Source organism: Alistipes sp. An66 (assembly GCF_002161445.1).
In the GTDB taxonomy this organism is placed as follows: domain Bacteria; phylum Bacteroidota; class Bacteroidia; order Bacteroidales; family Rikenellaceae; genus Alistipes; species Alistipes cottocaccae.
In genome coordinates this window covers 1-12,920 of record NZ_NFHT01000002.1, presented here as the reverse complement: position 1 = coordinate 12,920, position 12,920 = coordinate 1, and the positions used below count along the sequence as shown (strand labels likewise).

Here is a 12,920-nt window from a genome sequence, read left to right as displayed (position 1 = left end):
CCACAAAGGTAGGAAAATTTGGGCGGTTCGGAGAATTTTTCCTATTTTTGCACCGACCGCAGCATTCGGATCATGAGAATACGTCGGGAATACAGCGTGCGCGAACTGGCCGGGGAACACGTCGTCGTGGTTCCCGCACCCGAGGGTGCCGGTCTCACGCGGATCCTTGCACTCAATGCCTCGGCGCTCTACCTGTGGGAGGAGTTGCAGGGGCGGGATTTCTCGCCCGAAGAGGCCGCACGGCTCCTCATGGCACGCTACGACGTCGCGCCCGATGTCGCGTGCGACGACGCCCGGCAATGGATCGAACGGCTGACGGACTGCGGAATCATCGAACCATGACGTGGAAACGCTGCATAGCTCTGGTGCTCTGTGCACTCTACCTCTCGGCTACGGTCGGGACGGCGCTGGCGTCGTTGACCTGCAAGTGTCCGGGCATGAAGGCCCCGGTTGCGCATCTCTGCACCGGGCACTGCCATGCCGGGCCGGAGACCGGAATGGTGTCCGGAGCGGAGACTTCGTGGAAAAACAACGCTGTCTCCGGGGCGGAAAGCCGCACGGTGGAGGATCGCACGGAGGAACCGGAGGCCTGTTGCGACGTTTGCCCCGGGTGTGCGCTGCGTGCCTGCTGCGGGTGTGATCTCCACTCCATCGAAATCAATCTCTACACGGCGTCGCACTCCGACGACAGCGAGAAATACGTCCGTTGCATCGTCGCGGAGCTCCCGCCCTCGATGGCGGCCGAATGCGTTCAGCCCCTCTCTTTTGCTGTCTCATCCGGAAACGAAATCCTGCGCAAACAGCCGCTTCCGCAGGACGTTGTTCTGTCGATCCGGGGGTTGAGAGCCCCGCCGGCTCTGGCGTAGCGTTCCGGGCCGCTCCGAAACCTTTGCTTGCCCCGCTGTGGCGGGGTCTGAATGGAGCCTTCCCCCGTTTTGTATCTCGCCCTTGTTTTCGTTGAATGACCGGTTGCATACGGTCGCTCTTCTGGACAAAATGAACAGCAGCCACTGTGAAGCAATTCTTTTGAAGCACGGTATTCGTCCGACGGCCGTCCGTATCCTCTTGCTCGAAGTCATGGAACGCTTCGAGCATACGTTCAGTCTCGCCGACCTCGAAACGGAAGCCGATACGCTCGACAAATCCTCGATCTTCCGATCGCTGGCTCTCTTTGCCGAGCACCATCTGCTGCATGTCGTCGAGGACGGCAGCGGCGCCACGAAGTATTGCCTCTGTCACAACGATCACGCATGTCGGATCGAGGAGCTGCACTGCCATTTCCATTGCGAGGTCTGCGGGAAGACTTTCTGCCTGGACGATGTCCATGTCCCCGTGATTCATTATCCCGCTGGATATGAAGTCCGGGAAATCAACTATCTGGTCAAGGGACGTTGTCCCGCCTGCCGCTCAAAGAACTGAATCTTCGGATTCCACCATGCGCTTTTGCAATCGGGTTGCAATTGCGGTGCGTTATCTTTGCCGGCGAAACAAAACCGAACATTTCATGGAAAAACTGCATTGTATGATGGCGTTCTGCGCCATCCTGCTGGGGCTCGGAAGCTCCCGTGCCCAGGACCTGCGCGGCGTGGTGCGCGATGCCGACAACCAGCCGCTCGTCGGTGCCTCGGTCTACTGGGCCGGCACGACCATCGGCGCAAGCACCGATGCCGAAGGGGCCTTCCTGCTCCACCGCGTCAGGGGGTATGACCGTCTCGTGGCGTCGTACCTCGGTTATGTCAACGACACGATCCGCGTCGAGACCGGCGCCGAACGTCTCGAATTCGCCCTCCGCGCCGAAGGCGTCGCGTTGGAGGATGTCGTCGTCGAGGGCAACCTCCAGGGCAACTTCGTCAAGCGCGACGGAATCATGAAGGGCGAGATGATCTCCTTCGCGGGCCTCTGCAAGATGGCCTGCTGCAACCTCGCCGAATCGTTCGAAAACTCCGCGTCGGTAACCGTCGGGTACAGCGACGCCATCTCCGGAGCCCGGCAGATCAAGATGCTCGGGCTGGCCGGAACCTACACCCAGATCCTCGACGAGAACCGCCCGATCATGCACGGATTGAGCGCCCCCTACGGGTTGAGCTATACGCCCGGCATGTGGCTCAACTCGATCCAGGTCTCGAAGGGCGTCGCCTCCGTCACCGCCGGGCATGAGGCCATCACCGGGCAGATCAACCTCGAACACCGCAAGCCTACCGATGAGGAGCGGCTCTTCCTGAACCTCTACCTCGACGACGAACTGCGCCCCGAGGTGAACCTCTCGTCGGCATTCCCCGTGACGAAGGACAAGAAACTCACGAGCGTCGTCCTGCTCCACGGCTCGATGGACACCGACGTGCGCCGGATGGACCACAACGACGACGGGTTCCGCGACCTGCCCCTCTCGGACCAGATCAACGTGGCGAACAAGTGGCTCTATGCCGCCGACAACGGCACGCAGATCCGCTGGGGATGGAAGTTCGTGCAGGAGAACCGTCTCGGCGGCATGCTCGGCTACAAGAACACGGCGGACATGCGCGACGCCATGCGCGACGACTGGGACTGGACGCAGACCGATGAGAAAATGCCCCTCTACGGGTCGCACATCCGCAACCGCAACGCCAACGCCTACTTCAAGGTCGGCATGCCCGTGGGACCGGCCGTCTACGACGCCGACGAGCAGGACGAGATGCGTTCGAACCTCGCCTTCGTGGCCGATTACGACCATTTCGGCGAGGACGCCTACTTCGGGCTGAACGATTACGACGGAAGCCAGAACTCCGTGGCGCTGAACCTGATGTACAACCACTACTTCACCTACCGCTCGTCGCTGATCTTCGGCGTCCAGGCCCATCTGGACTATTACCGTGAGGGGCTGCTGAACCGCACGCCCTGGATCGCGGATTTACAGGAGGGCGATTTCGACCTCGACCGCAACGAGCGCGAAGCCGGCGCCTATGCCGAGTACACCTATGCCGTCAAGGAGAAGTTTTCGATCGTGGCGGGCATCCGCGGCGACTACAACGACTGGTGCGACCGCTTCTTCGTCACGCCCCGCGGCCATCTGAAATGGAACATCACCCCCTCGACCACCTTCCGTGCCTCGGCCGGGCTGGGATACCGCATGACGAACCTTATCACGGACAACATCGGCGTGCTGGCTACGGGCCGCGCCATCCGTCCCGTGACCTTCCGCGACGGGCTGCCCGTCGACGGGCGCTTCGCCGACATCGACCGCATGGAGAAGGCCCTCACCTTCGGCGGAAGCCTCACCCAGACCTTCGGACTCGTGGAGCCGGGCGACGCGACGATCAGCGTCGACTACTTCCGCACGCAGTTCTACAACTCGGTGGTCGCCGATCAGGAGATGTATGCCGAGCAGCTCGTCTTCTACAACACCGACGGGCGTTCCTACACCGATACCTATCAGATCGACTTCTCGTGGTCGCCCGTCGAGCGGCTCGACATCTTCGCCACGTTCCGCTACACGGACAGCGAGATGACCATCCGCCGGGCGGACGGCACGTCGGCACGGGTCGAACGGCCGCTGGTCAGCCAGTACAAGACGCTGCTCAACATCCAGTATGCCACGAAGTTCCGCCGCTGGACGTTCGATGCCACGGCCCAGTTGAACGGCCCGGCCCGCGTTCCCCGCTTTGTCGATAATGGTACCGGAACGCTTCTTCCTGATTATGATAATTATTCGCCGCGCTACCCGATGTTCTACGCACAGGTGAGCCGCAAGCTGGGCAAGTTCGATCTCTACGTCGGCTGCGAGAACATCGCCGACTACATCCAGAAGGATCCGATCCTCAATGCGCAGAATCCCTACTCGGCGGCCTTCAACTCGATGAACGTCTGGGGACCTCTGATGGGCCGCAAGTTTTATATCGGTATGCGGCTCAACATTTATTAAAACAGGAAATTACCTTAAAACAACGGAATAGATGAAAAAACTGCTGATGGTATGCCTGGCGCTCGTGATGGGCGCGGGCATCGCAACGGCGGCAAAGCCCGCCCAGAAAAAGATCGTCACGACGGTCTTCGCAACCGACATCGACTGCGAACACTGCGTGCAGAAGATCATGAACAACGTGCCGTCGCTCGGCAAGGGGATCAAGGACGTGCGGGTCGACCTGCCGAAAAAGGAGGTGACGGTCGTTTACGACGCCTCGAAGAACAACGACGAGAACATCGTCAAGGGCTTTGCGTCGCTCAAAGTCAAGGCCGAACCCAGGAGTGTCCGGGAGTCCGGCACCGGAAAATAGCCGGAACGGATCGGGACGGGAGTTTTGCGCTGCCCGCCCCGAAGGGTTGTTATCGAAAGCCGGAGGGCCCCCATGCGGGGGCCCTCCGGCTTTTATTGACAGCTCATGTCGAGACGGACCGATGCCTTCCGGTCGGTGGAGGGTGTGCTTTTTTGCCGCGGAGCACATCCTGCCACCTCGCGGCGGGTCACTCCATCGGCCGGATGCGGACCTCGGTGATGCCTTCCAGCTCGCGGGCCAGACGTTCGATGTCGGTCTTCTCCTCCACCTCCCCGTAGTGGTAGGGGTAGAAGATCGCCGGCCGCAGGATCTTCACCGCCTCGACAGCCTGGTCGACGGTCATCGTGTAGGGCTGGTTCACCGCCAGAAACGCGATATCGATGTTTTTCAGGCTCTTCATCTCCGGTGTCGGCTCCGTGTCGCCCGAGAGGTAGATGCGCGTGCCGCCGATCGTCAGCACGTAGCCGCAATCCTCCCGGTCCTTCGGATGGAATTGCAGGTGTCCCGGCGTCGTATTGTAGGCCGCCACCGCCTCTACCTTCACGTAGTCGCGCGGCAGGGCCACGCTTCCCGGACGCATCGTGTGGCAGTTCATCTCGAACGCTTCGGCCGATGTCCGGTCGCAGACGATCTCCGTGTCCGGGGTCAGGATCCGATCGACGGCCGCCACGTCCAGATGGTCGTAATGCGAGTGGGTGATCAGCACCACATCCGCCTTCGGCAGCGAGCCGTAATCCGCATTCGAACCGACGGGATCGACGTAGATCGTCTTCCCGCCGATGGTCAGCGACAGCGAGGCGTGTTTGAAGAAATGAAATGTGATCTCTGTCCCGTCGCGTGTCGTAAGCGTATCCGACGGGTATTCGGGGGTCTTCGCATGGCCGCATCCGAAAAGGGAAAACAGTGACATAATCGTTATGAAATAAGTTCTCATGGTTGTTCGATCCGGAATCCGACGATCCGGGTCCGGTTGCTCAACAACCGCAATCCGAAGTAGCCGTCCCCTTCGCCGGGGGCGAGTTTGCGGGAGAAGAGCTCCTCGCCGTTCACGGAGTAGGACGTACGGTCGCCGGTGACGGCGATCTCGATTCGCAGCGGGCGGTTGGCGACCAGCAGATGTCCGGCATCGGTGTATTCGCCGATGAGCGGTTTCACCTCGTCGGCCGGGGCTCCGAAGCGCTGCCCGTAATAGCGGCGGAAGCGTGTCGTGCTGTTCTCGTTCCCGCCATAACCCACATAGAGAAGGTCCAGCGAGTTGTAGCGTGCAAAGATCCCGCCCCGCCACTCCGACCGGGCAAAGAAATCCTCCGCATGCTCCGGGTCCGACGCCGCCCAGAAGCAGTTCAGGTCCGCCAGCCGGTCGTGCGGGCCGCCCTCCACGAGCACCGTGGCCTCATAGACGATCCGATAGCTGCCCCGCAGCGGCGTTGCGTACCACAGGGTCAGACCTGCCGGAGCCGTGATTTCCAGCGTGTCTCCACGCTCGGCCAGCGTTGCGCCGCCCGTTTCGTCCTCGGCGATCCAGGTCGCGGAGCCGCCGCATCCGACCGTCAAAACGGCTGATAGGAGTATTGCGAATCGTTTCATCGTGGAATAAAGATACGATTTTATCGCGAAATGTCCAAATTCCCGGGCCGTCCGCGAAAAAAATCGTACCTTTGATCCGGAGGGATTATTTTTTTGTCTCCGGATGCAGTAAATCCCTCCGGAGTGCGTTTATAGGAAAAGTTTAACCGACAACATCTCATGAATCGAATTTTTGCTATGCTGACGCTCGGAGCCCTCGCGCTGTCGAGCTGTGTGAAGGAGAACGACTCCTACAAGGACCTGCTGCCCGTGCAGCCGGGAATGAACATCTACAACTGCGCCGCCACGCAGAACCGTGTCGCCATGCAGGCTGCCAACGCCGGCATGCGTGTGGCCATCCTGGCCGCCGAGGTCGCCAAGCAGCGCGCCGAAGGGGGAGAAGAGGTTGCCGTGGAGACCGTCGAGGATAACAACGTGTTGATATACAAGAAACTGTTCAACTCGATGACGACGATCGAAACCGTGGAGGAGGGTTATAAACTCACCTTCAACAAGAACTATCCGATGCCCGACTACTTCTACCTCGAAGGGTCGCTGCTGATCCGCACCAACGGTGCGTCGGAACTCACCGAGGGTGCGACGTGGAATGTCGAGATGCAGGATGATTTCAAACTGTACAGCTACTCCTCCTACGGCGGTTCGGAGTCGCAGGTCAACATGGAGGGCGGTACGACCACGATCACGGCCAGTGCCGGCGGTTCCTGTACGATCCGGATCGCCAACATCGCCGCGTCGATCGAGAACGGCAAGTCGGGGGCTTCGAACTGGTCGGGTTCGTTTGTCGTGCGCCCGGCCGATGAGAGCGTTACGCTGGCCTACTCCTCCTGCAAGGGCAAGACCTTCGATGTCGAGGGTTCCGCCGCCGGGGCCTCGCTCTACGCGAATATCTATGGTACGGAGCCCCTGAATCTCTCGTACAGCGTTTCGGAGGGTCAATACGTGGGCTTGCAGATCGTCGACGGTACGGAGGAGGCCAAGTTCACTTCGCCGCTCGATTACGACACCGCGACCTATCCTGCCTCGGATGTCCGCTGCGTCTGGACCAACGGCCAGTACCGGATCTACTACAACGGCTACGTCTATCCGAAGGAGTAACCTGCCGGTTGCCCTGTCGGCATTTGCGGAAAAAGCGGCGGCACCACAAAGTGCCGCCGCTTTTTTGCCTGTGTCGGGATGCGTTGCCGGGGGATTCTGCGATGGGGCCCCTCGCTTTTCCGCCGCTTATTTCCGGCTGTCGAGCCGCAGAACAGAGGGAATGCAGAAGGCGATCACGCCCAGCAGGCAGATGAAACTGCCGGCAATCACGAAGGTGGTCGTCAGTCCCACGCGCTGGGCGAGGAATCCCGTGCTCAACAGCCCGATGATCGAGGGCAGGAGTCCGAAGCTGCGGTAGAGCGACAGCACCCGCCCCAGGAGTCCCGCTTCGATCCGTGTTTGGAGTACCGAGACGAACGAGGCGTTGAAGACGCTGCTCGAAACACCCGCGGCGGCCGTGAAGGCGGCGAAGAGACAGAAGGCCGTCGGCGGCAGCAGCCCCGACAGCAGGAAGGAGGCCCCGACGGTCAGATACATCAGGTTGATCAGCACGATGCGGTTGATGCGGTAGTTGCGGGCGCCCATGATGGCGCCGCCGGCCAGCGCTCCGATGCCCCAGATGATCTCGACGAAGCTCATCTCGCCGGTTCCGCCGCCGAAGTGGTTGAGCGTCATCAGCGGGAAGAGCACCCCTACGGGCATGATGAAGAACCACACGGCAATGGCCAGCCCGAAGAAGCACCCCAGTCCGGGTTGGTTGTGCATGGCCGCGAAGCCTTCGCGGAACTCCCGCCACAGATCCGGATGCCGGGCCGGGCGTTCGGGGTTCGGAATGCGGACGAAGGCCAGCGTCGTGCAGGCGACGAGGGCTCCGAGAACGTCCAGCAGCAGGATGTTGCCGATCGACGTGATGGCCAGCAGCAGAGCTCCCAGGGCCGGGCCCGCGATGTCGGAGAGCGACGAGATCACCTGATTGACGCCGGCGATGCGCGTAAGTTGCGATTGCGGGGCCAGCAACGGCACCGAGGCCTGCATGGCCGGAACGTGGAAGGCCGAACCCACGGAGCGGCAGGCCAGCAGCAGGTAGACGTGCCACAGTTCGGCGGTGCCGAGCCAGAAGAGCACGGCGAGCCCCAGCGTGCAGAGGGCGATGAAACTGTCGGCAAGGATCATCGTGCGCTTGCGGTCCCAGCGGTCGACATAGACCCCGACGAAGAGCCCCAGCACGGCCTGCGGAAGCATCCCGGCGATGGCCGACAGGGTCAGCACCTCGGCCGAACGGGTCTCGATGCTCATCCAGAAGATGATCGCATAGGCGACGATCGAACTGCTGAGGATCGAGATCAGCTGTCCGCTCCAAATGATGGCGAAGGTCCGTTTCCAGTTCTGCATGTCGGTTGAGTGCGTGGGGGAGTGGTTGGGTGGTTTTCGGGGTTCTCGGAGGTGGTTATTTCGGGGGCGGGACTGATCGGGGCTTGTGGTCTTGGTGGCCGGGCCTTGCGCCCCGGGGAGTGAAAAAACGGCGGGCATCCCAGAGGGAGCCCGCCGTGCCAACCCTCGCGTGAAGGGTTATTTAACTGCGTTAACTATTGCCTCGAATGCCTTCGGCTCGTTCATTGCCAGGTCGGCCAGCACCTTGCGGTTCAGGGCGATTCCTTTGGCGTTGAGTTTGCCGATGAATTGCGAATAGGTCATTCCCTGCGCGCGGACCGCGGCGTTGATACGCATGATCCACAGCGAACGGAATGTCCGCTTTTTGAGCTGGCGGTGTGCATAGGCATAGCACAAGCCCTTTTCGACCGTATTTTTCGCTACGGTCCAAACGTTTCCCCTTGATCCAAAGTTGCCTTTGGCAAGTTTCAAAACTTTCTTTCGACGTGCGCGAGACGCAACAGCGTTTACTGAACGTGGCATAATGTAAAAGTTTTTTGAGGACTGCCAGCGATACGGTTCTCCCGTATTCTTCGGGGCTGGTTCATCCCGGTTTGTGAATGTGTTTGCCCTTGCGGGCGGCTATCCGACGCTACCGGTGGATTACTTCACCAGCAGGTTCTTGATCTTGGCCTCGTCGGCCGCAGATACGGTACCCGAATAGCAGAGGTTCCGCTTCTGCTTCGTCGTCTTTTTGGTCAGGATGTGACTGTGATAAGCGTGTTTACGCTTGATCTTTCCTGTGCCGGTGAAGGTAAAACGCTTCTTCGCCGCGGCATTGGTTTTCATTTTCGGCATTGTCGTAAACAGTTAATTAGTTAAACATAGCCTGCAAAAGTACGAATTTTTTCGCTTCCCGCAATCTTTTGCCGCAAAAACTTTGAGAACTCCGCCTTTTTTCGTAATTTGTAGTGGCAAAAAATGTTGCGTCATGAGAATTGGTTGTTGGGGGATCGCATTGCTCGCTGCGGTCGGGGCAATGTCCGGGGGCTGGGCCCAGGAACCCGCGATGCAGACTGTGGGTGTCGAATTGAAAGGGGATACGATGGTTTATCGTGTGGTGCCCGTGCCCATCCGAAGAGGTCCCGGAGGACGGGGCCGGGCCTGGACCGTCGAACAGAAACTCTTCGCCCTGTCGAAATGCTGGATGGAGGTCCACCGCAACTACGCCTATCTGGACCGTTTCGGCGTCGGGCGCTGGGACTCGCTCTACCGGGCCCTGATCACGCCTGCGATGCAGACCCGCGACGATTTGGAGTTCTACCGCCTGCTCGCGGGATTCTACGCTTCGCTGGGGAACAGTCGGACCTATGTCCGCACATTCCGTAATTTCCCGCTTACCTCCATCGGTTACGAAGAGGGGTGGGTACTCCGTCTGATGGATGTCGGGGGGCATGTGGTCGTCTCCGAGGTCTGCGGTGAGAAGGCCGCGATCCTGCCGCCCGGCTCCGAGATCCTCTCCGTGAACGGAAAACCCGTCGGGGAGCGGATCGCGGGGTTGATGCCCTGCATCCCGGCATCGACGGAGCGGACGCGGCGCCGTTGGGCCGTCAGGATCCTGCTGTACGGGCCGGTCGGCACCTCGCATGAGGTGGAGTTCCGCCGCCCGGACGGGTCGGAAGGCTCCGTGCGGCTGGTCAACCCCCGCTATGGCGCCGAACCGGATGTGGATATGCCCTGTGCAGCGCTGCCCGGGTACAGCGGGACGGAGTTGAACGAGAATTTCCGGCTGATGTGGTATCCCGGCGATGTGGCTTATTTGAAGATCGGTTCTTTTGAGTACGGAGAGGCCCAGGCCTTCCGCAACGCATTCCCCGAGATCCGGGCCCGGGCTCGCAAACTTATTCTCGACCTGCGGGATAACAGGCAGGGAATCAATTACACGGCTGCGGAAACCTTCTCCCGCCTGACCCGGGATACGGTTCTTTACGGTCCCGTGTCGCGGTCACGCATCTATGATGCGGCTCTCGCAGCAAGGGGAGCCGGGGCCGAACCTGAGGATACGGTTCGCAACGCCCGCGTGCGGGTCGCCTATCAGCACTACAATGACGAAGCCTTCTCCGAACCCGAACGGGAAGAGTATCGTTTTCCGGAGGAGCGTGACGGGCGGCTGGTTGTCCCGACCGTGATTCTCGTCAACGACGTTACGGCGAACGCCGCCGAAACCTTCGTCGCCTGGGCGTCGTCGCAGTCCCATATCTCGACCGTCGGAGTCGCCACGTCGGGTTCTGCCGGAAAGAAGGTTACGTATGAGGTGCTTCCGGGGCTGCTGTGCGATGTCTGCACCGAGGAGGTGCGCCTCCCCGATGGCAGGGAGTTTGTCGGATGCGGAATTGCGCCCGATGTCGTGGTGGAGAATACGATGCAGGACGTGCTTTCGGGCCGCGATGCCCTCCTGGAAAAGGCGCTCGAAATCCTGCGCGACAAGTAAATCGTCGGGACGGCGCATTCGGAGCGGAAGGAATGGATTTTAAAAGGTGAAACGATGGATATGGAGTGGAATTTACTGGTCCGGTTGTGTGTGGCGGGGTTGTGCGGTACGGTGATCGGACTCGATCGGGAGTACCGCGTGAAGGATGCCGGTTTTCGGACGCATTTTCTGGTGGCGCTCGGCAGCGCCCTGATGATGATCGTTTCGCAATACGGGTTCGAGGAGTTTCTGGCTTCGCACGACGGGCTGCGCCTCGATCCCAGTCGGATCGCCGCGCAGGTCGTCAGCGGAATCGGTTTCATCGGTGCCGGGACGATCATCATCCACCGGCAGCTGGTGCGCGGACTGACCACCGCGGCCAGCCTTTGGGCCACGGCCGGAATCGGTCTGGCGGCCGGAGCGCACATGTATGTCGTGGCGGGCGCCGCGACCCTGCTGACCCTCTTCGGGTTGGAGGTCCTGACGCTCTTTTTCGGCGAGCTGGGGCGCCGCCGCACGATGATCGTCTTCTCGGCTCCGAATCGGGCAACGGTCGATGAGATGTTCGACCGGCTCGAAAGCCGCGACTACTCGGTGATCTCCTATGAGGTGGAGGCGGCGCGGACTCCCGACGGCATCGTACACCGGGCGACGCTGGTCATCCGGGCCAAAGGATCGGCCAAAGAGGAGGAGTATATCGACCTGTTGCGGGCGAATCCCGACATCACGGTCGAGAAGATCGTCTGAACGGAAGTCCAGCGCTAAAAATAGCGCCCCACTTCGGTAAGAATTCCTTCGCGGGCCATGTCGTTTGGATTCGTGCCCGGGACGCCTTCGGGGATCGGCTCGCCCAACTTTTCGAAGAGCTCGGTCCAGAATGCGGGCATCGCACCGTTGGCCGCCCGGAAGTTCATCGGCCGGGCCGGGAAAATGCGTCGGCCGCAGGTGTCGCGGTAGCTCTCCCAAACCAACTCGCTGCAATACAGCCGTCCGTTGTCGGGCCGATAGGAGAAGTCGTAGGGGAGTCCCAGATACTCCTTTGCCCGCTTGACCGACCTTGCAAGCCCTGCCGTGTCGCGCAGCCGCATCACAACGACGCCCGGCCTTCCCTTCACACGCTCCGCCCGGTCCAGAAATTCCTGTAACGGGGTGATCCGCACACCGCCGGGACTTGTGGCTTCCAGTACCGAATCGCTGCCGCCCTCCTCGAAGAATATTGCTACATGCGTGAATGTCAGTTCGTTGTTGTTGTCGGTTGCTTCCGCGATCGCCTCATTCATGGCGGAGCTTCTCCCGACCTGGAACAGAAGATCGCCCGGGAGCGGCTTCGGGTGTTTTGGCGTACAGGCGGCAAGCTCAAAAAAGATACCTATATATAATAGTCGGTGCATGGTTTTCGTTGTGTTTGGATGGGAACAAAGATATTAAAAAATTTTTGGAACTAAACTGCTGATTCATAGAATTCTGACCGGGAGTGCCCCAAAGGGTGGTAAAAAAAGTCCGGAAAATATTTGGAAGTTTGTCCGAAAAGACCTTATCTTTGCACCCGCTTCGACAGAGAAACAGCTCTGAAAACGAAACGAAACAGGTTCTGAAAAATTTTGAAAAAGTTCCGAAATCTTTTGGAGATTCGAAAAAAGAACTTACCTTTGCAGCCGCTTTGAAATCGAAAAAAACGATTCGAAGAAGAAGCAGAAAGGTTCTGAAAAAAGTCGGAAAAATCTTCAAAAAAGATTTGGTGGTTCGGAAAAAAGTCTTTACCTTTGCAGCCGCTTTGAAATCGAAAAACGATTCGAGGAAGAAGCGAAAAGGTTCTGAAAATTTTCTGAAAAAATCTTTCGAAAAGATTTGGTGGTTTGAAAAAGTTGACTTAACTTTGCACCACTTTCCCGCCAAAAAAATGGCGGCGGAACCGCGGCGAAGATCGAAGGATCCGACCCGGCAAAAAGAAAGAAATTGTTCTTATAGTAATATAGTGAACAGCGTTCTTTGAAGTATTTGAGCAGCTAAAAGTTTCCCACTCTCACACGAGAGTGATTTCAAACAATACCTTTGAGATTTGAGCGAAAGATCTATAAACAAAACATTTTTTACAATGGAGAGTTTGATCCTGGCTCAGGATGAACGCTAGCGGCAGGCCTAACACATGCAAGTCGAGGGGCAGCGGGGTTGAAGCTTGCTTCAACTGCCGGCGACCGGCGCACGGG

15 protein-coding genes and 1 rRNA gene are annotated in these 12,920 nt (G+C 59.4%); 10 read left to right on the top strand and 6 right to left on the bottom strand.

Going from position 1 to position 12,920, the window contains the following annotated elements:
* Window positions 1-72 precede the first annotated feature (72 nt).
* The 5 genes from B5G16_RS01870 (at window position 73) to B5G16_RS01850 (ending at window position 4,250) form a co-directional block, all read left to right on the top strand.
* Window positions 73-342, top strand: a complete 270-nt coding sequence (locus B5G16_RS01870) for a PqqD family protein (protein WP_087260923.1) — start codon at window positions 73-75, stop codon at window positions 340-342.
* Complete coding sequence (locus B5G16_RS01865) at window positions 339-866, top strand: hypothetical protein (RefSeq protein WP_087260548.1); 528 nt, start codon at window positions 339-341, stop codon at window positions 864-866. The genes B5G16_RS01870 and B5G16_RS01865 overlap by 4 nt, the downstream gene beginning before the upstream one ends.
* 130 nt (window positions 867-996) lie before the next feature.
* On the top strand, window positions 997-1,419 hold the full coding sequence (locus B5G16_RS01860; RefSeq protein ID WP_087260546.1) for a Fur family transcriptional regulator: 423 nt from the start codon (window positions 997-999) through the stop codon (window positions 1,417-1,419).
* Window positions 1,420-1,504: 85 nt separating this feature from the next.
* Entirely contained in the window at window positions 1,505-3,898 is a 2,394-nt protein-coding gene (locus B5G16_RS01855) for a TonB-dependent receptor (protein WP_087260544.1), read from the top strand.
* Window positions 3,899-3,929: 31 nt separating this feature from the next.
* Window positions 3,930-4,250 carry a heavy-metal-associated domain-containing protein gene (locus B5G16_RS01850; RefSeq protein WP_087260542.1) on the top strand — a complete coding sequence of 107 codons (321 nt, stop codon included), beginning with the start codon at window positions 3,930-3,932 and terminating at the stop codon, window positions 4,248-4,250.
* Between the two features lie 187 nt (window positions 4,251-4,437).
* Here B5G16_RS01850 and B5G16_RS01845 read toward each other — a convergent pair whose 3' ends face one another.
* Together B5G16_RS01845 and B5G16_RS01840 are read right to left on the bottom strand one after the other, a co-directional pair.
* Window positions 4,438-5,160, bottom strand: coding sequence for an MBL fold metallo-hydrolase (locus tag B5G16_RS01845; RefSeq protein ID WP_087260541.1), 723 nt, complete (start codon window positions 5,158-5,160; stop codon window positions 4,438-4,440).
* 20 nt (window positions 5,161-5,180) lie between these two features.
* The gene (locus tag B5G16_RS01840; protein ID WP_087260540.1) at window positions 5,181-5,837 is read right to left on the bottom strand and encodes a DUF6250 domain-containing protein; all 657 of its coding nucleotides are present in this window, start codon (window positions 5,835-5,837) and stop codon (window positions 5,181-5,183) included.
* Between the two features lie 159 nt (window positions 5,838-5,996).
* Between B5G16_RS01840 and B5G16_RS01835 the strand changes: the two genes are divergently transcribed.
* Complete coding sequence (locus B5G16_RS01835; RefSeq protein WP_239405920.1) at window positions 5,997-6,932, top strand: hypothetical protein; 936 nt, start codon at window positions 5,997-5,999, stop codon at window positions 6,930-6,932.
* Window positions 6,933-7,058: 126 nt separating this feature from the next.
* On the opposite strand, the gene B5G16_RS01830 is transcribed toward B5G16_RS01835, so the two are convergent.
* The 3 genes from B5G16_RS01830 to rpmI all read right to left on the bottom strand — a co-directional run bounded on the left by B5G16_RS01830 (window position 7,059) and on the right by rpmI (window position 9,101).
* Window positions 7,059-8,264 carry an MFS transporter gene (locus tag B5G16_RS01830; RefSeq protein ID WP_087260536.1) on the bottom strand — a complete coding sequence of 402 codons (1,206 nt, stop codon included), beginning with the start codon at window positions 8,262-8,264 and terminating at the stop codon, window positions 7,059-7,061.
* Window positions 8,265-8,441: 177 nt separating this feature from the next.
* Entirely contained in the window at window positions 8,442-8,786 is a 345-nt protein-coding gene (rplT, locus tag B5G16_RS01825; RefSeq protein WP_087260534.1) for a 50S ribosomal protein L20, read from the bottom strand.
* Between the two features lie 120 nt (window positions 8,787-8,906).
* Complete coding sequence (rpmI, locus tag B5G16_RS01820; protein WP_009598828.1) at window positions 8,907-9,101, bottom strand: 50S ribosomal protein L35; 195 nt, start codon at window positions 9,099-9,101, stop codon at window positions 8,907-8,909.
* A 133-nt stretch (window positions 9,102-9,234) separates the two neighbouring features.
* On the opposite strand from rpmI, the gene B5G16_RS01815 reads away from it, so the two are divergent.
* Together B5G16_RS01815 and B5G16_RS01810 are read left to right on the top strand one after the other, a co-directional pair.
* Window positions 9,235-10,734 (top strand): S41 family peptidase, encoded by a 1,500-nt coding sequence (locus tag B5G16_RS01815; protein WP_087260533.1) that lies wholly within the window; start codon window positions 9,235-9,237, stop codon window positions 10,732-10,734.
* Window positions 10,735-10,788: 54 nt separating this feature from the next.
* Window positions 10,789-11,460 carry an MgtC/SapB family protein gene (locus B5G16_RS01810; RefSeq protein ID WP_087260531.1) on the top strand — a complete coding sequence of 224 codons (672 nt, stop codon included), beginning with the start codon at window positions 10,789-10,791 and terminating at the stop codon, window positions 11,458-11,460.
* A 14-nt stretch (window positions 11,461-11,474) separates the two neighbouring features.
* On the opposite strand, the gene B5G16_RS01805 is transcribed toward B5G16_RS01810, so the two are convergent.
* Window positions 11,475-12,104: a YiiX/YebB-like N1pC/P60 family cysteine hydrolase gene (locus B5G16_RS01805; RefSeq protein WP_087260529.1), complete on the bottom strand. Its 630-nt coding sequence runs from the start codon at window positions 12,102-12,104 to the stop codon at window positions 11,475-11,477.
* A gap of 128 nt (window positions 12,105-12,232) precedes the next feature.
* Between B5G16_RS01805 and B5G16_RS01800 the strand changes: the two genes are divergently transcribed.
* Both B5G16_RS01800 and B5G16_RS01795 read left to right on the top strand, forming a co-directional pair.
* A complete protein-coding gene (locus B5G16_RS01800) occupies window positions 12,233-12,706 on the top strand; it encodes a hypothetical protein (RefSeq protein ID WP_143260807.1) in 474 nt (157 codons plus the stop codon).
* A 99-nt stretch (window positions 12,707-12,805) separates the two neighbouring features.
* Window positions 12,806-12,920 (top strand): 16S ribosomal RNA (locus tag B5G16_RS01795); the annotation flags it as partial.